Here is a 21,645-nt window from a genome sequence, read left to right as displayed (position 1 = left end):
CTCTTTTCAAGCCTTCTGCAGGGACAGCATTTGAAGGATCGTTTTCATTACGGCATCCTCGTCATTGGAGCCTGTAATATATCTTGCAGCATCCTTAAGCTCAGGGAAGGCATTGCGCACAGCAAAGCTGAAATCAGCACGGACTAGCAGCTCCAGATCGTTATACCCGTCGCCAAACGCCATTGTTTCTTCCGGTGTTACATTCAATAACTGCTGTAGATGTTCTACAGTCGTGCCTTTATGGACATTAACATTGGCAATATCGATCCAGGCTGCTTCAGACGCTACAATATAAGCGGATTCAAAAAAACGCGATAACCTTTCCCGTGTTTCAAAGCATTGCAGCGCCGCATCATAAACGGTTATTTTAACAAAATCGTCTGTAATTTCCCGGAAATCAGCAACTTGTCTGACCTGGGCGTAGGATCTTCTGACGAGGTCGGCGGGGACCGTATTCTTTATCACTGCACCGCTTCTTGTACAGGCGATGATTACATGATCCAGGCTGATCTCTTCCAGCAGCTGTATAATCTCAAGGCCAAGCTTGTTGCTCAGCAGGCTTTCATATACAAATTCCCCGTTGTGCTTAATCCGGGTGGCGCTGTCCCCCAGAATCCAGAGATCCTTGGCATCATCGCCAAACAGTTCTTCAACCCTCTCACACTGCTTACCAGTAACCGGAGCAAAAATAACGCCCTGCTCCTGCATCATCTCTTTTACTTCTTTAAATAGCGTTCTATTAAAATCACCGCTGCTGTTCAAAAAGGTTCCGTCCATATCAGTGAGTATTAACTTAATCATGTGTATGCTCCTTCATCTGTTGGTTTATCTCAATCCGGCTTCTTCATCCAGATCCTCTGGTGTTATCTCACGGTCCTTGTAATAGTATTTCCGGTCATGCTCATCAATCGTGCGTATTACCCGGCACGGGTTGCCAACGGCAACGGAGTTAGCCGGAATATCTCTGGTTACTACGCTTCCGGCACCAATAACCGTATTTTCACCGATGGTGACCCCGGGACAGATCGTTACATTCGCACCAATCCAGCAATTGTCGAGGATGGTTACAGGGTCCGCATACATGTAGCCCCGATAGTCCGGGTGGAGCGGATGTCCTACGGTAGCGATGGTTACAGCAGGGCCGAACATCACCTTTTTACCGATGATAATCTTAGTATCGTCAACAAAATTGCAATTAAAATTAAGGTAAGAGCCCTCCCCGATTTCGATGTTTGTCCCATAGCAGAAATAGAACGGCGGTTCAATCCACGCTTTTGTTTCCTTCCCGAATATTTCATTCATTAGGCTGGACCGTTGATCCAAGGCATCCGGTGCTGCGGCGTTGAAGGCAAGCATTCTTTTTTTGGCCTGCAGTCTGTCTTCTGGCAGTCCTTCGCAGTAATCCGTAAATAACTTTCCGGAAGCAATCCGCTCTCGCATTGTCATCTTTTTCTCTCCTTAAGCTTTCATTAAAGTTATCAAAATTGTATTATTATATTAACGTTCTATCTATCCAAATTGAATGCCATTTTATCAAAATCGTATTTTCTTAAGGAGAGGCACCTATGATGGCCAAGCTGGAAGTATTCTCAGATCTGTCGGAACAAATACATTATAATTTTCCTGATTTCCCGCTCTACGCAAAAAAGGGATTGCTGAACCAATTTGATAAATATGCTGCGGCATGCCACTGGCATCCGGATCTGGAGTTTATACTGGTGCTGGAAGGCGAGATGGAGTATTTTGTTAACGGCGAAATTATTACAATCGGACAGGGGAATGGTATTTTTGTTAACAGCAGACGCCTGCACTACGGCTTCTCTTCCAAGAGGCTCAATTGTTCCTTTATTGTCGTTGCCATTCATCCCGCATTGTTCGGAGACGGCAGCTATTTGGACAAAGCCTATTTCGATGAGACCTTCGGTTCTAATACACAGGACTATCTTTTAATTACACAGCAAAGCGGCTGGGAAAAAGACCTCCTGCGGGCAATCGAGCAAACTTTTAACGAAATGAACAATGCCTCCTTTAAGCCGTTGCGGCTTCTTGCTTTGGCTGCCGGACTTTGTGCGGATATCAGCGATCATCTGCAGCAGGTCCCCGGGCAGGTTAACGATGACCAGTCCTGGATGATTCTCCGGAATATGACCGGCTTCATTCATCATCAATATGATGCTAAAATAACACTCGATGAAATTGCTGCCGCCGGCTCTGTCTGCCGGAGCAAATGCTGCGAATTATTCGACAGATATACCGGGATAAGTCCTAACTCGTATCTGGTGCGTCACCGCATTCAGAAGAGCCGTGAAATGCTGACTGAAACGAACAGATCGATCAGCGAAATTGCGATGCGCTGCGGATTTCAAAGCTCAAGCTACTTCTCTTACGTTTTTCGCAACGAGATTGGCTTAACACCGCTGGGCTATAGAAAAAAGCTCAGAACATAAAAACAACCGGCGGAGAGCTGCCGGTTGTTTGGATGATGGTATTTTGCTTTTACTATAGAAACTGCAGTGTCTTGCCAGGCGGAACCTCAACAGCTTGACCGTCAACCGAAATCCATATAGCCAAGGCACACGGGTTATAGACCATAGTACAGTCTGCTGAAAATTTCAGCTTGCCGTGAGCTTCTATGTAACGGATGATTTCAATGTTGGTTGCATACCAGACCTCAGGATGATTGCTGATGCTTTGACTGAATGCCTCTATCAGCTCCCAGTTATCCTGCACATCAAACTCATAGCTGTGTCCCCATACGTAGAACAAAGATAAGGAACCGGAAGCATCAGCAAGAAAAGACTCTGTCAGATTCATCAGCTCAGGATGGTTATGATGACAGGTCGGGTGCCACTCATACGGATTATACGGCAGATTAAACTTCAAATGCGAGTTAACCGTTCTGGCATATTCCAGCCCGCATGCTTTCAGCACCTCGATAGTCGCAGCATTATAAGCTCCATAGGGATAAGCCATACCCGTTACAAGATAACCGAACTGCCGTTCCAGATTCCGCTTGTCGTCCAGCAGCTCAGTCAGTACATTCTCACGCGGAAGCTCTGGCAGCACAGGATGAGTCAGGCTATGAACAGCAATTTCGTGGCCTTCATACAAGCCCTTAAGTCCTTCCGGGTTCATCCGTCTGATCGTAATCCCTTTATCCACCCAGAAGCTGCCTTCATGCTGGATTCCGGAATTTAAGTTAAACGTTGCTTTCAGGTTGTAGGTATTAAAGATTTCTAGCAGCCTTCTGTCCTGCTCCACACCATCGTCATAGCTTAATGTAAAGGCTTTCGTTTTACCGCCGGGCCATAGCTTGGTTATCCGTTTCATTGGTGGCTCCTTTTATTATATTAGATATTAATATGCGCTTACCAAAGCGCAATTCCAACCTTATCCTTTTCTCGGAGTGCTATCTTTATCATCTCTAAGGCATTACCTGCTGCAAATTCTATAAATTCTTTATCAAGGGTTGTTCGCAGGATCAGAAATTCTAAATTTTCCAGCATAATATGGAATTCTCTTTGCAGCTTTTCTATTTCCTCATCAAAAACATATACGTTTGTTTCCCTCAAAGAATATATTAACTCACATCCAAGCTCTTTAACTGCATCACTCCCCCAGAATGATTTCCTGTAAGATTCATAACCGAACAAATTATTATGAGGTTCTGGTACCTGTGCTTCAAGTTCTTCCGTATCTATCGATACACCTCTCTTTTTGATAATACTAACAATCAGACTCATTTAGCGCCCTCCTCTAACTCATTATTATCATATTATTCCATGCTGCTACCACTTTAACAATATTAGCGTTATTGAGCTGTCCGAATCTTTTTCTCAAAGCTGAGCCCGGCGATTGTCCCCGAATTCTTCATCAAAATTTGCTGCCGGAAAAGTTCCTAATATATAAAAAAGCTTTCCTGCTGATACCTGGGTTAGGTACAGGGAAAGCCTTCGAATTGCATTATTAACGTGTTTCGCAGTGCAAAGTTACTCGTTTCAGTCGTGGTGAATTTTTTTCATTTCCTGTTGTTCAGTTATTGATGAGCGTTTTTCCGTTCCTTTTGGGCACTTAAACGCTGGTTGAACTTGTCAACGCGTCCGCCTGTTTCAGTATGCTTTTGTCTGCCGGTGTAAAATGGATGCGAAGCTGAGCTTGAATCTACACGAATCACAGGATAAGTTTGTCCATCCTCCCACTCCATTAATTCCGAGGAGCTTCTGGTTGATGCGCTAAGGAATGAAAAACCAACGCTTGCATCTAAGAAAATCACCTGTTTAAACTTTGGATGGATGCCTTCTCTCATAACAATCACTCTCTTTCTTTGTATCTCAAGTTTATTAGTAATGCGGACTTCCACTACTTCCCATGCGCACATTCTTCACAATAGCCGTAAATTTCAAATTTATGAGATATTACTTCGAATGCTTCCGGGGTCTTAATTCCCATATCAATGGGACAGAATTCAAGTGGATATGTTTTGTGGCACGCCAAGCAGATGAAATGATGATGGTGGTGGTCGGGACCACACCGTAATTTGTAGCGGAAGCCTTCTTTAAAATCAAATTGTTCAATTAATCCAATTTCCACCATAACTCTCAGATTGCGATAAACGGTATCGTAGCTGACCCCTGGTATATCTTTAGCAATATAAGAATGAATTTGACGGGGCAGCACGAACCCATTCGTAGATGAGAAAACTTCAGCAATAAGTTTACGTTGAAAAGTTACCCGAAGCCCCTTTTCCTCCATCGCTTCAACTAATTCTAACCATTTGCTTCCCATTTACCGTCCCCTTTTTGCCAAAAACCGGAAACAAGAATTATTTATTCTTAAATGTCCCAAGCTTCAACGATTTCTTTTCAAAAAAGTGTAAAATAGCTCTAAAATACTCTCCTCTTACTTATTCGTAATTATTACGATTTATTTATTTTACAACTTACCCATTTATGTGTCAACCTTGCACGAATTACAAGGATGACAAGATCGGCATCTGTTACTGCACCAAGTGCCAGTTGGGTAGCTGCACTGTCCTCCTGTATTCGGATTCCGGGCAGATCTGTAAGAACAACCGCGCAGTTCCTACCCCGGCAGCTTAAATGGATCTTCACTACTATTCACGACCTCGTCCTCTTGAACCAGACAGGCATCTAAATCCTGTATAATTTGCTCTTTGTCCATGTCTTTCCCTATAAAGACAAGCTCAATCATCCGGTCTCCAAAACGGGCATCCCAAATTTCCTTCAGACCTTCTCTAGCAGCAAACAACTGTCTGATTTCATCTGAATTTAGGGAAGCGATCCAGTAGCCCGCCGGAATAATATCCATAGCTCGGCCGGATTGCGAGATTTTGAACACCGTTTCTGCCTGTGTAATCAGCCACATCACACCTTTACACCTTGTAACCTCCCGCGGCCAACGGTCGAGCCACTGATCAAGCCGTACAGGATGGAAAGGTTCTCTTCTGCGATAAACAAAGGACTGAATACCAAGCTGGTCTGCTTCGTTCTCTATAAATTCATTCAGATCTTCTGTATCCAGAACGTCCTGGATACCGGCCATTTCATCAAATAACCCGGTATTTAAAACATCTTTTACAAGGACACGGCTAAAGGAGGTCTCGATAAATGATGCCTTAGGCTGAATTTTCCTAACAAATGAAGTCAAATAGTCCTTCTCATTAGGAGTTAACAAGTCAATTTTATTAAATACCAGCACATCGCAAAATTCGATTTGATTGATAATCAACTGATTGCTGTCTACATATTCATCGTTATACATACCATCCTCAGAGGTGAACTGCCCCAAAATCCTGTAGCCATCTACAACCGTTACATTCGTATCCAGACGGGAAACTGTATTAAGCGGCACACCATCATGCGTCACTCCATTTATGATGGTATTAGCAATTAATTGCGGGAGCGCAACACCAGATGCTTCAACAATGATCAGATCCACTTCACCTGAGGCAGCCAGATAATATACAGCTTCAATAAGTTCAGTTTTCAAATCTGAGCTGATACTGCCCGACGACATGACTACCAAGCGGTCTTTTTCAGTAAAAAATTCGCTTTTCTCAATTGTTTTTGCATCTACATTCACTTCGGCCAAATCATTGACGATCAATCCGATTCGCAATTGTTCTTTGCACAGTAATAGATGCAGTAACAACGTAGTCTTTCCAGATCCTAAATATCCGGATATCACTGTGACAGGTACACGGCTCATGTATAATCCGCCTCCTCGTAGAATCCCAATTTGATTTTCTCACATATGCTTCAACTGTCTTTTGAAGTTTAATTTTATCCTTATCTGGTGCTATACCATTTCTTGTCTGTTTTGACCCTCCGTATAATTTTACCAATGATAGTTACAAGCATTAAGATTGCGACAAGAATTAAGGTGATTGTTGCACCGGGTGGAGTACCATACTCGTAAGAAGTTACTAATCCGCTAAGCATACTTGTTAGTGTAATAGGTATCCCTATCAAAATCGTGCTTGAAAAACTTTTCCCCAAACGCATAGAAATAGCCGCAGGCAAAATCAAAATAGCTGACACTAATAATGCACCAACAATGGGCATAATGATAGCAATGGTTACCCCAGTTAACATATTGAACAGAATTGACATCATTTTTATAGGCAGCCCGGCAGTGAAAGCTGTTTCTTCATCAAAAACCATTACGTACATTGCTTTACGATATATTAAATATAGACTCGAAATAATAACTGCCAATATAAGGAGTATCCAAATTTGTTCCGTACTAATTGTGACGATAGATCCAAATAAGAATTGATTAATGCTTACCGTTTTGCCACCCTTACTTAAACTAATAAGAAGCAATGCCATAGCCATCCCGGCCGACATTAATATGGCAATTGAAACTTCAGAATAGGTCCGATACAACATACGCATATACTCTAGTAACACTGCTATAACGACTACCATTAGAATATTTGTCCAGGTTGGATTGATGCTGGTTATTAATCCTAATGCCACTCCAGCTAATGAAACGTGGGATAAGGTATCTGCCATAAGTGATTGCCTGCGCAATATAAGAAACAATCCTAACAATGGTGCAATTAATGAGATGATCAGTGAGGCTTGGAAAGCTCTTTGCATGAATCCATAGAGAAACATCTCCAAGGTGAGCCCACCTTTCGTATAAGTTCAATATGCTTGTTACAATAATTTTTCAGTTCATCGTGATCATGTGTGACCATCATTATTCCTTTTCCATGGGACTCACTGTGATGCTTTAACAGCCTGTAAAACTCCTCGCGTGACTTGGTATCCATACCTGTGGTAGGTTCGTCCAAAACAAATAAATCCGGATCTGTAGCAAAAACACGTGCTATAGAAATCCTTTGCTTTTGCCCTCCCGATAACTCACCGATTTTTTTAAAGCGCATGTCCCACATTGCAACTGATTCAAGTGCTCGTCTGACTTGTTCGTTGTCATCATTGTTTAATTTTCTTATCCATTTACCTCTTTGATAACGACCAGACTGGACCAGTTCCAATACAGTACTAGGAAAACCAACATTAAACGAAGCCACTTGTTGAGGAACGTATCCTATGATTAACTTATCTCCATTAGTATTTACTGGTGATAAGTTAACTTGTCCGGTGGCAGGCTTAAGCAAACCCAAGATATTCCGTAACAATGTGGTTTTAGCAGCTCCATTTTCTCCTGTCAGCATAATAAAGTCCCCTGGCCTTAATTCAAACGATATATCGGTTAAAACAGGTTCATTCTCATAATGAAAAGCAAGTCCATCTACCTTTACATAGTACATAATGATATTACCTCTCTATTCATTCCATGAAGGAGGGATCAAGCTCAATGTATACTGGCTTGCAGTGCTTCAAGGTTATGACGCATGGCTTCCAAATATCCTAAATCATTTGCCAGTAATTCTTCAGAGAGTACCTCTAAATCATACAAGACAGCCGTTTCTGTCCCTGTTTCTGTAGCAACAGTTTGAGCAATAGAGGAGCTGGCCCCTTGTTGATAATAAATAACCGGAACGTTGTGTTTATGAACTAACTCAGAAATCTCAGCAATTCTGGAAGGGCTTGGTTCCACTTCAGTTGATAGTCCGCCAATTGCAATTTGTTCTAAATTGTATCGATCTGCAAGATAGCCGAAGGCTTGGTGCTGTACAACAAAGGTTCTGTGCTCAGCATCCTTCAGCGCAGCCTGATAATCGTTATCCAACGCCTTAAGCTCCTTCACAAAAGCTTCTGCGTTTTCCTCATAAATCTGCTTTCCATTTGGATCTGCCTCTATTAAAGCATTGCGAATAGCCAGAACCTGATCTTGCGCCAATACCGGATCAAGCCAGATATGAGGGTCTTTACCTTCATGGTTATCAATCTTTACAGAAATGGCACTTGATTCTGCATAGACATTATGATCATTATCATAAAGTACAGCCTTCACTTCAAAGCTATCTCCAGATGTCTTATATTCAAAACGCTCAGTCTCTTGATCTGGTACAGCCTCCCAATCTTGCTCTGAATCCTCTCTTACGAACCAATTCCAATGCTCATAATTTTTCTCTTCTATTATATTGGCATTAAGCGTAACAACATCTCCTGTGTGATAGTGATCTGCTAAACCGACAATCGACACGCCTTCTCCTGCTTGTGTATGGCTGTGATCTTCATGGTCATTTTCTTCATGCTTTTCATCTATGTGCACATGATTATCATGATTGTCTATATGAAGCTCTACTGGTTCAGATTCAGCATATACACTGTGGTTGTGATCATAAATAACCGCTTTAACTTCGAAACTTTTTCCCGGTGCTTCTAAAATAAAGGTGTCCGTTCCTTGTCCCGAAATCGCTGCCCATTCTTCATTAGCATCTGCTCGCTGATACCAATGCCAATGATCATAATCTGCATCTCCTGTTAATTTCGCCGTTAGCTCAATCTCATCTCCTGTATGATAATGATTAGCTGCGCCTTCAACCTGTACCTTTTCTGTTTCCGGTCTACCAGGGCCATCTGCTGCACGCACAATGATGAGATTGTCATTCTCTATCGTTTTAAAAAGGCTTTTCGTCCAAAATTCCATCTCATCGCTACTATACACAAACACATCTGCTTTGTTTACAACCGCTACATCTTGTGCACTAGGTTCATAGTGATGTGCATCCTGCCCTTCGGAGACCATTAGTTGCACATCCGCCCGATCTCCTGCAACCTTTTTAGTAAATTCATACATAGGTAAAAAAGAAGCTACAACAGAAATGGTCGTTTCATTGTTGCCAGTGGAACCCTCCTCTAGCTTTTGCGACTGACACCCGAAAAGAACTAATGTCACAGTTAAAAGAACGGCTAGCGTTTGGAGCATTTTAAATTTCATCTATAAAGGTTCTCCTTTGAAATATGTAGTTAAAAAAAGCAGGGAGAAGAAAAGCTTATTGCTTCTCTTCTCCTCTATGATTAATGCGCTAATAGGTCGCGAACGATAGCTTTTGAATCATAACTTGAAGGATAATATGTTGGCCAATTTGTAACCTCTTTTAAGAGTTCTTCACGGTTATCTCCCCAGTATAAATGGTAATGATGAGAATCCGTTGGATATATGAGGTGGTCACTGAATTGAATATATTGCGGCATATCACTATTATCATCAACTAGCTTATAAATAAAGCGTACGCCCCGATTACCGGCTTCATAAGTAAGGATCTCGTGTCCATCATACTCGTAGTCGCCCTCGGATTTTTGTCCATTTTTGAAAAACGTGACATGGCCGTTATCAATAGTGATGCGCTCTACATCTGTTTCATACCCGGTGTTGTAGTATTCTTTGTATTCTTCCGCTGTCATTTTGCCATCTTGGGCTTTATGTTCATAAACCTCGTCCAAGTCACCAGCTAAAAGGTAAGGATATACAGACTGCCAGTCTCCTTCCCAGTCAGACAGTTCACGATCTTGTACTTGTTCATCGGTAAAGATACCTTTATTAATATTTCGACTCGCTTCGTCATGACCATGGTGATCGTCGATAACGATGGTCACTGGCTCGGATTCTGCGTATACTTCATGATTGTTATCGTAAAGTGTAGCTTTAATTTCAATGCCGTCCGCAGTTGCTTCCCCGGTAAAGGTTTCAGCCTCTTGACCAGAAGCCGCCTTCCACTCAGACTGTCCACTATCTTTTGTGTACCAATGCCAGTGATCATAATCAACCTCTTCACTAAGTACAGCAGTTAATTCGATTTTATCCCCTGTGTGATAATGGTCACCTAAACCTTCTACTGTAATTTTTCCTGCCTCTTGTACATTTGTCTCCTCTACTTCTGCTGTTGCATTAGTATTAGCAGCTGATCCTTCTTCTGTGCTTTGACATGCTGCTAACATCACGCTAAAAGCCAATAAACAAATAAATAAAGATATTTTTTTCAAGTGTGCTCTCCCCTTCTTCTCTCTTAATCGTAATTATTACGTTTTAAAGAATACAGGGGTAAGCAGCAATTGTCAAGCTAAGATATATATTTTGTCATATTCAGGCGGGCAATGCATGACTCGGTAAACCGGCTTCGAATAATCTATTCATTGCTTGTCAGAATATAAAATGAAGCTGAGAGAATCGGAGCAGCTCAGAGACGCTTTCATTAAAAAAACGGCCACTATTCATTCAGTGGCCGTACCTTTTTACGGTAATTATTCTAAATAATCAAAATATTCAAAATGCGCAGGAGAGCGGCTGATCCTGCCGTTTCCAGTCGCATACATTCCAAAGAATACCCCGGTAAAACCTCCCGCTACCTCGGTCGCCACGTAGGAGCATTCCCCGCAGCCGATGATAACCGGCTCTTGTCCGGCTAAGGAATAGCTGAAGATATACTGCCGGGAATCCGCCTGGATGCTCAGAATCACCCCGGCTGCCGCCTGCGCCTCCTCCCATTCCACCTTCCACAGCGATCCGATACGCCGTCGCAGAAACAGTGTTCTACGGCCGTTATATTTTCTCAGCCCAATCTCGTAATGGGCTCTTTCGTTCATATAGACGGTCAATCCAGCTTCTTCACCCTCATTACCAGGATCAAACAGCAGCAGAGCTGAAACCGCGCAATCGAAATCCTGCTGTCTGCGGCCGACAAAGGCCAGCTGCTGTGAGTCGTCCAGCGTATATTTTGTCCCATATAGCGTAAGACAGCCTTTCCGGTCGGAAAGCGAGTAGCTCTGTTCAGGCGGATTCTTATAAAAGTTCCACTGCAGGCCCAGAGCCCCGCCATCGAAATCATCCCTGCCAAAACGGGAAAACGCCGGGTCATAGCCTCTGAAAAAGCCAGGGCCCTCCATCTCCAAGCCGATCCTGCCACTCTCACCAATCAGCGGCCAGCCGTCTTCCGTCCAGGTCACAGGTGCAAGGTACGTTTCCCTGCCCAGGTGGTGGTGAAAAGGATACCCGACCGGCCGGATGCCGAGCAGTACGGTCCACCATGTGCCGTCATGGGCCTGAACAAAATCAGCATGACCGGTAGCCTGGACCGGATGACTGATGCTTCTGTGAGTCAGAATGGGATTGTATGGACAGGTCTCAAAAGGCCCGTAAGGCTGGCGGCTTCTGGCAACCGTCACCATATGGCCGTACTCTGTACCGCCTTCGGCAATGAGCAGATAATACAGGTTATTAATGCGGTACAGGTGCGGTCCCTCCGGAAAGCTGCCTCCGGTCCCTTCCCAGATCAGCTGCCGTTCTGTCAGAATCTCACCTGTAGACAGATCCATTTCCGCCTGATAAACCCCTGGAACAGCATCTGTATGGCTTCCTGTACCTGTAATGTATACCTTTCCGTCTTCGTCGAATAAAAGTGACGGATCAATTCCTCCCCACCTGTCCAGATACAGCGGCTCTGACCAGGGGCCCTCCGGCTTCTCCGCCTCGATGATAAAGTTCCGTCCCCCAACCGTATTGGTAGTTATAATATAAAACCGTCCGTTATGGAAACGGATCGTTGGAGCATAAATCCCCATATAGCTAAACAATGGCCCGCCGTCCGCGCCCTCGCTGCGGAGCAAGGGCGCCTGGCTTTCCCTTGTTAATCCGTAGCCGATCTGCCGCCAGTTAATCAGATCCTTGCTGTGAAAGATAGGCAGCCCGGGAAAATAACCAAATGAGCTGTTAACCAGGTAGTAGTCGTCATCCACCCGGCAGATGCTCGGGTCCGGATAGGCTCCGCTGACAATCGGATTGCTGAATTTCATCTCCATGCTCCTTCATTCTTTTTATTTCACAGCGCCAATCGTGATGCCTTTTACAAAATACTTCTGGAAGAACGGATACGCGATCAGGATCGGCAGTACACCGATTGCTGCAATGGCCATCCGGACCGAAGTGCTTGGCAGCTCCGCTATCGCCGCTCCGGCGTTCACGCCTGCAGCATTGCTGTTGCTTGTCAGGAACTGGATGTCCATCACCATCTTGGTGAGAATCGTCTGAATCCCGAACATCCGGGTGTCGGTAATATAGATCAGGCCGTTGAACCAGTCATTCCAGTAAGCGATAGCCTGAAACAGCCCGATCGTTGCCATAATAGGCATGGATAGCGGAAGGATGATCCGGTAGAAAATTTTGATCTCCCCAGCCCCGTCGATACTCGCCGCATCAATCAGGGCAGGCGGAATCGAGGTCAGGAAGAAGGTCCGGACCAGCAGGATATTAAAGCCGTTCATCAGCAGGCCGGGCAGCAGCAGGCCGAAAAGTGTATTTTTGATATCAAAGATTTGTGTGTATACCAGATAGGTTGGTACTAAACCTCCGTTAAAAAGCATGGTAAAAAAGACGATAAAGGTCCAGAATCTGTTCAGCGGCATATCCCGGCGGGACAACGGATAAGCCAGCATCGAGGTAATGGCCAGACTTACCGCAGTTCCTACCGTTGTTATAAGAATTGTAATCCCATAAGCCCGGCCCAGCTCCAGCTGATGCTGCCAAAGATACTCATAGGCCTTCAGGCTGAACGCCTCCGGGAAGAACGTATAGCCCTGTCGGACGATACTTTCTTCACTGCTGAAAGACGCAATAATCAGCAGGGCAAAGGGAATAAGGCACGCAGCCGAAAAAAGCCCCAATACCAGATTAGAAATCCATTTCATTGCTTTACTCTCATTGATCACGACCCGCTCACCCCGATTCTGTTAGAATAACGCATTATCTTTGCTGAACCTGCGGACAAGCAGATTCGCCCCGAGTACCAGGATGAAGCCGACGATGGACTGATAGACGCCTGCAGCCGATGCCATGCCCATATCCCCCGATACCATTAGCCCCTTGTAGACATAAGTATCAATTACACTCGTCGTATCCGAAATAAATCCGGCATTCATCGGCACCTGATAGAACAGCCCGAAATCGGAGTAGAAGATCCGGCCGATGCCAAGCAGTGTCAGCATGACAATAACCGGAGTAATCAGCGGGATGGTAATGGAGCGGATCTGCGCCCATTTGGAGGCTCCGTCCAGCGTTGCAGCTTCATAATATTCCGTATCGATACTTATAATTGAGGCAAGAAAGATAATGCAGCTGAACCCGATGGATTTCCACAAATGAATGATCGTTAAAATGAACGGCCAGTACTTCGGCTCGGTGTACCATGAAATCGGATCTATCCCCAGGAGCGGCAGGACTGTTTTATTCATAAACCCCGTCTCCAGGCTCAGTCCGGCATAAGCCAAGTAACCGACCACTACGAATGAAATCAGATGCGGCAGGACAATAACACTCTGATAGAACCGGGACAGCACCTTTTTCTTAATCTCATTGAGCAGTATGGCAAAGGCAATGGCAAATATCGTTCCCAGCACGATGAACACCGCATTATATAAGATCGTATTTCGCGTGATGATATAAGCGTCACTCGTCTGGAACAAATATTTGAAATTCTGAAACCCGATCCATTCGCTGCCGAAAATGCCTTTGGTGAAATTAATATTTTTGAAGGCAATGAATATCCCCAGCATCGGCAGATAATTGTTGATCAGCAGATAGACGATTCCCGGAATCATAAGCAAGTATAAGGGAGCATATTTAAGCTTTTTACTGCCTTGCTTTAAGCTCTGCTGCTTCATGTGGACTGCACTTCCTTTCCCTTGGAAAAATAGCATTTTAACAATACGATCCAACCAGCCTGCTGCTGATTGGATCGTAAGCCTCCCTATTTAGACGCGTTGCCGGCAGCCCATTCATCCAGCTGCTTCTGCTTTTCGGTGATGATGGTATTAATACCGGCATCATCAAGCTTCTTCAGGAATTCGGGAAGCGCTTTATCCAGTTCAAGCACGCCGCTCTCGATCGCCCGGCGATATTGGTCAAGCACCGCATTGCATGCTGCAATTTCGGCTTTTACAGAGTCGCCGTTAAAGGTGAAGCCAAGCGCCTTAGATTTGGCGGCAGACTGGTTGAACTCATTCATCTTCACATACACTTCAGGATCATCGCCCTCGAAGACATAGGAGAGGAACTGGTTGCCGTGCATCCAGCCGTCACTCTTGTAACCGACATTGTCGCCTGTGACACCATCCGGATATTTGATTACATTATCAGAGCCTTCGGCCTTAACATAATGCTTGCCTTCAATACCCCAGTCAATCAGATTTACGATTTCCTTATCCGTGTACATCAGGTTCAGGAACTGCAATGCCTTTTCCGGCTGCTCCGAAGTGGCCGCTACCCCGATGGCCACGTTGGTCACAGTATCCGTCATAGCTACTGGAGCCTGAGTGCGCGCGGCAGTCATGTCTACCCCGACATTGCGGCTTTCCTGTGTTTCAAAGCCCGGCTTCATGGCGGATAACCAGCTGGCTGCCTTACCGGATTTCACCATCACATTGTTTAATTCCGGGCTGGTCGCGGCATCCTTGACCAGGTAACCGGCCTCATACCATTCGCGGATTTTGGTCACAATCTGTTTGTACTCGTCCGAAGCGAAGAGGTTAACGACCTTCAGATCATCCAGCCCATGGTTCAGCAGGACGCCCAGATTGTTACCGAGCGGGTCCTGGATACCGTAAGTGCTGAGAATCGAGCCATTGGTTAAGTTAGTTGCGCCGGCCATGCCCGGCTCATTGTCTTTTACTGCCTTAAAGATTAATTCAAAATCATCAAAGGTAGTGACCTCATCAAGGTTAATGTTATATTTGTCTACGATATCCTTGCGGACTACGATACCGAAATCCTGGGCCAGGTCGCGGAGGCTCGGTACACCGTAGCTGACGCCGCCAACCTTGGTAGCGTTATAGTAATCGATGCCCAGCGCATCGATCGTCCCTTGCGCATTCGCTTCCATGATGTTGCCGATCGGGTACAAGGCTCCTTTAGCCACCTGATTGCTGTAGCTGCTTAGCATGGCGAACATATCCAGCTTTTCCCCGCTTGATAGCATCAGGTTGATCTGGTTAGTGAAAGCGCTGTTACTAATGGGCAGAAGCTTGACCTTTACATTGATTTTGTCCACCGAAATTCTGTTAATGGCTTCCTGTACCTCCTGAATGTCTGCAGGTACATTAGAGAACGCCGGATAAGCGTACACCACTTCATAAGGCGCCTCTTTACTCCCGGACGGATCGGCACTGCCTGCTTCTTTGTTCCCTCCGCCTGCATTGTTTCCTCCGGTATTTCCTGAACAAGCGGTTACTGCAAGCATAAATACCAATATGAGACTCAACCAGCCAAGCTTCTTTTTCATTCTTCATCCCCCTGTACCGTGTGTGAGTTGGAATCGAATTTGCATCGAATCTGTTTATAATGTTACAGCGGGCCACATTCCCTCACTACTCTGTTTTCGACCTCACATTTGCATATTTTCGACCTGTATGCAGCTACTGCTTATGCTTGTTCCGGTACTCCTTCGGGCTCATCCCCACCACCTGCTTGAATCTCCGGGAGAAATGGGCCAGGTTGGTGTAGCCTGCGCGGGAGGCAATGGAGCTGACAGACTGATTGGTCGCCGTCAGCAAATCGCGGGCCAGCAGCATCCTTCTGGATACAATAAACTCCGTGACGGAATGGCCGGATTCCTTCTTAAAGAGCCTGTCCAGGTAATCCGGATTCAGGAACACCTGGCTGGCTACAGCCTCGCGGGTCAAGCCCTCCGATTCCAGCTCCTGCAGGATGAATTGCTCCGCATCCTTCATAATCGGCTGTGACTGCTGGACTGTTCCTACATAACCTGTGGCCTTGGATATGGTATGCTTCATCCACTCCTTCATATCCGTCAGAGAGCGGACAGCGCGCTGGAACAGCACGGATGAGGTTTCATCGTTGAACAGGAGCTGGGCCTCAATGCCGTTTAGCTTCAGTACATAATAGACCATCTGCAGAAAGTTATGGTGGAACCGGTATAAGCTGTCTGCATCTATGGTCTCTGCACCGCTCAGGTCATGGAGAAACTTCTCCGCTTCTGCCAGCACCCTGTCCCCGTGTCCCTCCTTCAGCAGCACAGACCAGGTATTCATATCCGGCAGAACTACATTCTGCTGGCCATAGGGTTTATTTCGCCACAGCAGCACTCTATTACCATGAGCTACATTGTTCAGGTCCCATTCCGCCAGCCGGCCCACCATATCCGTCAGCTCATGACTAAGCACCTCATTACCGATGTAGACAGATATGTCGCAGTAGAAATAAGAGCTTGCTGTATCTATAAAAGCACGCCCGCGTGCCTGCAGCGTCTCCTGGATCTCAAGTGCATTCCGTTCCACAGGAATCAGCGCCAGCAGCTTATGCTCCGGCAAGCCGAACAGCAGGCCGCTGCCCTGAATGCCCAGCAGCTCTGCGCCGGAGTTGATCAGGGCATATTCGATAATTTTTTCGTCGCGGGGCGTAAAGGATTTGTTATAGCGCTGGATGGATATAAGGGCAGGCAGAAGCCTCATGTCCGTATCGAACGGAATATTGCGCACTTCTGCTTCCCTGCGGATCAGCTCCGGATTGGACGGAATCGTATGGTTGATGATATCCAGCCAGAAGCGCTCTGCCAGAAGCGGCTGATGCTTGGCCCAGAACTCCCCGAACCGGCTGTATTGCTTGGTCTCCTTGTCTTTGTTGATTTTCTCCGCTGCCCTGCGGGCGACATCACGCAATTCTTCCTCAGCAACCGGTTTCAGCAAATAATCAAAGCTCCCAAGCTGCACCGCCCGCTGCGCATACCGGAAATCGGCATGGCAGGTCATGAACACAGATTCGGTGCGCGGATAATGCTCTCTTACCCAAGCCAGCAGCTCGAGTCCGCTGCCTTGCGGCATCTCAATATCACATAGCATGAAATCCACCTGAACGCGTTCATAGATTTCTTTGGCCTGCCGGGAATTGTAAGCCGTATAGACAGGTCCGATGCCCAGGGAGGCCCATTCTATTTCATTAGTCAGTGAATCCGCAAACAGCTTTTCATCGTCTACAATCAGCATGGTTAACATGACGCAGTACCTCCAGGGCTGTAGTTGGGTCTATTCTCAGGAGCAAAGGGAAGCGTAATTTCAATGATTGCCCCGTGCGGAGCAGCATTGCGGAGCGTAACTTCCCCCTGCCCGTGATAGAGAAGCCGGAGCCTCTGCTTCAGGTTCCGTATGCCGATATGCTCGCCATCTTCATCGACGATGCGCTCCTCCTGATCAATCTTGCGGATAACGCCTTCCTGAAATCCCGGCCCGGTATCCCGGATCTGGATCTGGATTCCCGCCTGCGGCTGTTCACTCATCTCAAGCTCGATATACAGGTATACCGGATCATCCAGAGTAATGGCATGCTTGACTGCATTCTCCACAAAGGTCTGAAGGACCAGCGGAGGCACCGGCGTATTCAGCAAAAATTCGGGAGCCCTGATCTCAGGAATCAGCTGACCGGGAAACCGCAGCTCCTGAATGCGCAAATAATTTCTCACATGCTGCAGCTCATCCTTGAGCGTGACAAAGCTTAGATTACTCTGAAACATGTAACGGAAATAACGGATCAGATACAGGGACAGCTCCTCCAGCAGCTTCACTTCCCTGGTCCGGGCCAGGGTATGCAGCAGGTTTAAGGTATTGATATAAAAATGGGGCTTAATCTGCAGCTGCAGATGCTGGAGCTCCGCCTTCTGCTTGTTCAGCTGCTCTTCGTAGACGTTAATGCGCAGGTTCTTGATCTGCTCCATCATATTGTTGAACGTATCATTGACGGCCCTGAATTCAATGGAAGTCGGAAATTGCTTAATCTGGGTATCCAGGTTCCCCTGCTGAATCCGGTTCATCGCTTTTAACAGGCGGTTCAGCGGAATAAGCAGCGTCTTGCGCAGCAGCATCAATCCCAGCAGCAGAATGAGTATGGATGCAAAAGGCAGGATAAACGAGATGGCCCGCAGTGTCGGCAGCTGCTGCAATATTTTTTCCTCCGGTATAAAGGCATACAGGCTGAAATCTCCTTCGTGTGAACGTTCTCCTACCGTCAGATAACGCTCCGTCTCCCCCGTCAAATAGTAGGATTCCTCATCCGGCTTGATCTCGGCCCCTGTATCACGGATAAAGCTCTGGTTAACCAGCGCATTTCCCCGGTCGTCCACGAGCAGAGCCGCTCCCTTCTCCCCGATTCCCAGCAGCTCCAGCGGGGTTTTAAAGGCATTCATGTTGATCCATGCGCCTACAACCGACTGATTCGGCATTACAAAAAAGCGGATCAGGTACGTCTGGTCCCCGCTCCGCTGAACATACCAGTTCTTCATATGCTCGCGCTGCAGGCTTTCGCTTTTGCTTACATCACTGACAATATAGTCCTTCAGGTACATCCTGTCGATATAAGTGGATCTGGTCTGGAAGGAGTACAAGAAGGCATCATCCGAAGCCAGATACACAAATAATCCGTCAAGCACGGAATAACGCAAAATGGAATTTGAAAGGTTGTTATTAATCCGTTGTTTTACGAAAAGACGCTCATCCGCCGCGGTGTAAAAATCAAAATCCGACAGCTCCGGCTCAAGCATCAGGCCGTTCAGATAATTATCGGCTTCCTGCAGCCGGGCATCGACCTGGCTTCTGTACAGGGACAGAAGGTCCTTGCTCGATTCCGCCACCTGGGTTCTTACCGTATGAATGGCATATACATTGGAATAGATCAGGAACGCGATGAGCGGAGTGACAATCAGGAATAAACCCGCCAGCATTTTCACGCGGATGGATTGCCAGGTCAAAAAAGGATTTTGCCGAATACGGAGTGTCCGGAGCATTGTGATCTTCCTCTCTGTGCTGAAAATACGAAGTCTATTCTGACAGAACGATAATACCTCAATAAGCGAGTATTGGCGATATGAATCTTTGCTGTTCCAGATCAAGGTCCTATGAAACCGGTAATTAATAAACTGTAAATTCAATGTCAAATCAGATATAGTAAATCGTACCGATTTTGAAAATGGGTTCCCGTTTTACGAAGGATGGATCAACACGTCTCTATCCCATTTATTAATAATCTCTTCTCGAATTTAGTGAATTATTTCACATTAATTACCACAACATTCCTCTATGATGTTCATAGGTTATTTTAACATAGGTATTAATAACCCATACATTTAGGAGGCTAATCTAATGGTATTAAAGCATGTGTTTGCTCCCGGACGAATCGGGACACTTGAGCTTAAAAACCGCTTTGTTCTGGCACCAATGGGGTCCGGTATGGCCCAGGAGGAAATGATTACAGATCCTTTTATCAACTACCACGTATTGAGGGCAAAGGGCGGTGTCGGGTTAAATATAGTGGAATATACCGCTGTTCATCCGACCACGCGAAATGCTAATATCCCCTCTCTGTACCATGACTGTTTTATTCCGGGAATGCAAAAGCTGACAGCATCCGTGCATGAAGCCGGCGGTAAGATCGGGGTCCAATTGTGGCACGCAGGCCGGCAGACGAGCAGCAAAACAACAGGCCAACCGATTATTGCTCCTTCCGCTATTCCTAATGCAGTCTACCGGGAGATGCCGCTGGAAATGAGCCGGGAATCGATCCAGGAGATCGTCGAAGCCTTCGGAGATGCAGCCCTCCGTGCCAGGCTGGCTGGTTTCGACATGATCGAATTGCACGGGGCAAGCGGATATCTGCTTAATCAATTTATGAGCCCATACAGTAACATACGCCAGGACGAATACGGCGGAACTCTGCCAAACCGGGCACGTTTTGCTGTCGAGGTTATCCGGAATATCAAGCAAAAGACCGGCGCTGATTTCCCGGTTTCCTACCGCATTACAATCAATGAATATGTCCAGGGGGGGCTGCTTCCTGAGGATATTATCGAGGTGTGCCCTCTGCTCGAGGAAGCTGGAGCCGATGTCATTCACGTTACCAGCGGCATGCTGGAGACTGTTCATGAAACCATTGCCCCGCTGGAGAAACCACCCGGCTTTAACGCTGTATTCTCAGAACGCATTAAACAAGCCGTTCGTATTCCAGTTATAGTTGTCGGAAGAATTAACGATGCGGCAGTAGCGGAGGATATCATAGCCAGCGGACAAGCCGATTTCGTTGCCTTGGGAAGAACGCTGATTGCTGATCCGGCCTTTTGCCGCAAAGCAGAAGAAGGCCGGATAGACGAAATCATCAAATGTATCGGATGCAATCAGTCCTGTATCAGCGGTCAGCGGCCCGATCCTGAGGCAAGCCGAAATTACGGTCCGGTATGTCTGCGCAATCCTGTCACCGGCCGAGAGTATCTCTTTACGGATGAGCCAGCAGCTGAGACTAAGCGAATTCTGGTCGTCGGCGGTGGAGCAGCAGGTATGAGTGCGGCCATCCATTTGCAGAACCGGGGGCATCAAGTCACTCTTTGTGAGAAATCAGATATGTTAGGCGGACAGCTGTATCTTGCCGGACAAACGCCCTCCAAACGTGAGATGGCCGAATCCGCGCTGCAGATGGGTAGAGAAACCGGCAGAAGCGGCGTACAAATTATACTAAACACCACCGTTGATCCGGAGCTGATTGATTCATTAAAACCGGATGAAGTTATAATAGCAACAGGCTCGGTCCCTTTCATTCCGGATATCCCAGGCCATGAGCATAGCCATGTCAAAACCGCCCATGATATACTCCGCGGCGAGACTACAGGGAACCGGATTGCCATTATTGGCGGCGGACTGGTCGGCATGGAGGCTGCTGAGCTGCTTGTATCTCAGGGCAAGCAGCCTATTATTGTCGAGATGCAAGATGAGGTAGCCAAAGAATTGGTGCCTTCGCGCAAGGTCTTTGCCAAAGAATTAATCGCCAAGCATAAGATTCCAGTCTACGTTCAAACCAAATGTATATCCATTAGCGAGACTGGCATTACACTGGAGCAAACAGGAGCCTGCTTTGAGTTAGATGGTATAGATACCGTAGTCATCGCTACCGGCTCCAAATCCTTGGATAATCTAAGCAGCATAATGGAACTGAAGGGTGTGCCTTTCCATGTCATCGGAGATGCTTTCCGTCCGCGCAAAGCGCTGGAGGCTATCTATGAGGGTGTACGGGTGGGGCAAATGATTTAAGTCTTCACCTTCAAATCATCGTGACAATATAAAGGATACGGCCTTCAATAGGCTCGCATCCTTTTCTTTAATTTTGCCGTCCTCTGGATGAAGATAGTATACTGTTATATGAGTGAACATACGAACGGAGGATCTC

At 46.3% G+C, this 21,645-nt stretch carries 19 protein-coding genes; 2 read left to right on the top strand and 17 right to left on the bottom strand.

Translation table 11 applies throughout. The features are described 5' to 3' along the window. Positions 1-6: 6 nt before the first annotated feature. Both R70723_RS11645 and R70723_RS11640 read right to left on the bottom strand, forming a co-directional pair. Complete coding sequence (locus R70723_RS11645; RefSeq protein ID WP_039872170.1) at positions 7-801, bottom strand: HAD family hydrolase; 795 nt, start codon at positions 799-801, stop codon at positions 7-9. Positions 802-825: 24 nt separating this feature from the next. Continuing rightward, positions 826-1,446 (bottom strand): DapH/DapD/GlmU-related protein, encoded by a 621-nt coding sequence (locus R70723_RS11640; protein WP_039872169.1) that lies wholly within the window; start codon positions 1,444-1,446, stop codon positions 826-828. 119 nt (positions 1,447-1,565) lie between these two features. On the opposite strand from R70723_RS11640, the gene R70723_RS11635 reads away from it, so the two are divergent. Beyond that, on the top strand, positions 1,566-2,447 hold the full coding sequence (locus tag R70723_RS11635) for an AraC family transcriptional regulator (protein WP_231574868.1): 882 nt from the start codon (positions 1,566-1,568) through the stop codon (positions 2,445-2,447). Positions 2,448-2,499: 52 nt separating this feature from the next. Here the strand turns inward: R70723_RS11635 and R70723_RS11630 are convergent, their stop codons facing one another. From R70723_RS11630 to R70723_RS11565, 15 genes are all read right to left on the bottom strand, one after another. Further along, positions 2,500-3,330: a polysaccharide deacetylase family protein gene (locus R70723_RS11630; protein ID WP_039872167.1), complete on the bottom strand. Its 831-nt coding sequence runs from the start codon at positions 3,328-3,330 to the stop codon at positions 2,500-2,502. Between the two features lie 38 nt (positions 3,331-3,368). Further along, positions 3,369-3,743, bottom strand: coding sequence for a hypothetical protein (locus R70723_RS11625; protein ID WP_039872166.1), 375 nt, complete (start codon positions 3,741-3,743; stop codon positions 3,369-3,371). 293 nt (positions 3,744-4,036) lie between these two features. After that, positions 4,037-4,306: a type B 50S ribosomal protein L31 gene (locus tag R70723_RS32910; protein ID WP_076418267.1), complete on the bottom strand. Its 270-nt coding sequence runs from the start codon at positions 4,304-4,306 to the stop codon at positions 4,037-4,039. Positions 4,307-4,359: 53 nt separating this feature from the next. After that, the gene (locus R70723_RS11620) at positions 4,360-4,785 is read right to left on the bottom strand and encodes a Fur family transcriptional regulator (protein WP_039872164.1); all 426 of its coding nucleotides are present in this window, start codon (positions 4,783-4,785) and stop codon (positions 4,360-4,362) included. A gap of 297 nt (positions 4,786-5,082) precedes the next feature. Continuing rightward, positions 5,083-6,228, bottom strand: coding sequence for a CobW family GTP-binding protein (locus tag R70723_RS11615; RefSeq protein WP_039872163.1), 1,146 nt, complete (start codon positions 6,226-6,228; stop codon positions 5,083-5,085). A gap of 80 nt (positions 6,229-6,308) precedes the next feature. Then, positions 6,309-7,148 carry a metal ABC transporter permease gene (locus R70723_RS11610; RefSeq protein WP_039872160.1) on the bottom strand — a complete coding sequence of 280 codons (840 nt, stop codon included), beginning with the start codon at positions 7,146-7,148 and terminating at the stop codon, positions 6,309-6,311. Continuing rightward, the gene (locus tag R70723_RS11605) at positions 7,097-7,801 is read right to left on the bottom strand and encodes a metal ABC transporter ATP-binding protein (protein ID WP_039872158.1); all 705 of its coding nucleotides are present in this window, start codon (positions 7,799-7,801) and stop codon (positions 7,097-7,099) included. Before R70723_RS11605 ends, R70723_RS11610 begins: the two co-directional genes overlap by 52 nt. Before the next feature lie 44 nt (positions 7,802-7,845). After that, positions 7,846-9,378 carry a metal ABC transporter solute-binding protein, Zn/Mn family gene (locus R70723_RS11600; RefSeq protein WP_039872156.1) on the bottom strand — a complete coding sequence of 511 codons (1,533 nt, stop codon included), beginning with the start codon at positions 9,376-9,378 and terminating at the stop codon, positions 7,846-7,848. Between the two features lie 80 nt (positions 9,379-9,458). Then, on the bottom strand, positions 9,459-10,424 hold the full coding sequence (locus tag R70723_RS11595) for a ZinT family metal-binding protein (protein ID WP_039872155.1): 966 nt from the start codon (positions 10,422-10,424) through the stop codon (positions 9,459-9,461). Between the two features lie 258 nt (positions 10,425-10,682). Next, positions 10,683-12,230, bottom strand: coding sequence for a glycoside hydrolase family 43 protein (locus R70723_RS11590; RefSeq protein ID WP_039872153.1), 1,548 nt, complete (start codon positions 12,228-12,230; stop codon positions 10,683-10,685). Between the two features lie 21 nt (positions 12,231-12,251). After that, positions 12,252-13,142, bottom strand: a complete 891-nt coding sequence (locus R70723_RS11585) for a carbohydrate ABC transporter permease (RefSeq protein ID WP_144026971.1) — start codon at positions 13,140-13,142, stop codon at positions 12,252-12,254. A 21-nt stretch (positions 13,143-13,163) separates the two neighbouring features. Continuing rightward, positions 13,164-14,093: an ABC transporter permease gene (locus tag R70723_RS11580; protein WP_039872151.1), complete on the bottom strand. Its 930-nt coding sequence runs from the start codon at positions 14,091-14,093 to the stop codon at positions 13,164-13,166. 86 nt (positions 14,094-14,179) lie between these two features. Continuing rightward, on the bottom strand, positions 14,180-15,709 hold the full coding sequence (locus R70723_RS11575; RefSeq protein WP_039872150.1) for an ABC transporter substrate-binding protein: 1,530 nt from the start codon (positions 15,707-15,709) through the stop codon (positions 14,180-14,182). Positions 15,710-15,842: 133 nt separating this feature from the next. Next, positions 15,843-17,438 (bottom strand): response regulator transcription factor, encoded by a 1,596-nt coding sequence (locus R70723_RS11570; RefSeq protein ID WP_039872149.1) that lies wholly within the window; start codon positions 17,436-17,438, stop codon positions 15,843-15,845. Continuing rightward, positions 17,432-19,219: a sensor histidine kinase gene (locus tag R70723_RS11565; RefSeq protein WP_047171103.1), complete on the bottom strand. Its 1,788-nt coding sequence runs from the start codon at positions 19,217-19,219 to the stop codon at positions 17,432-17,434. The genes R70723_RS11570 and R70723_RS11565 overlap by 7 nt, the downstream gene beginning before the upstream one ends. Before the next feature lie 355 nt (positions 19,220-19,574). On the opposite strand from R70723_RS11565, the gene R70723_RS11560 reads away from it, so the two are divergent. Continuing rightward, positions 19,575-21,509, top strand: a complete 1,935-nt coding sequence (locus tag R70723_RS11560) for an FAD-dependent oxidoreductase (RefSeq protein ID WP_039872148.1) — start codon at positions 19,575-19,577, stop codon at positions 21,507-21,509. The last annotated feature ends 136 nt before the right edge of the window (positions 21,510-21,645 follow it).

This window comes from Paenibacillus sp. FSL R7-0273, assembly GCF_000758625.1.
Classification (GTDB): Bacteria; Bacillota; Bacilli; order Paenibacillales; family Paenibacillaceae; genus Paenibacillus_AQ.
This window is presented reverse-complemented; position numbering and strand designations above follow the sequence as displayed.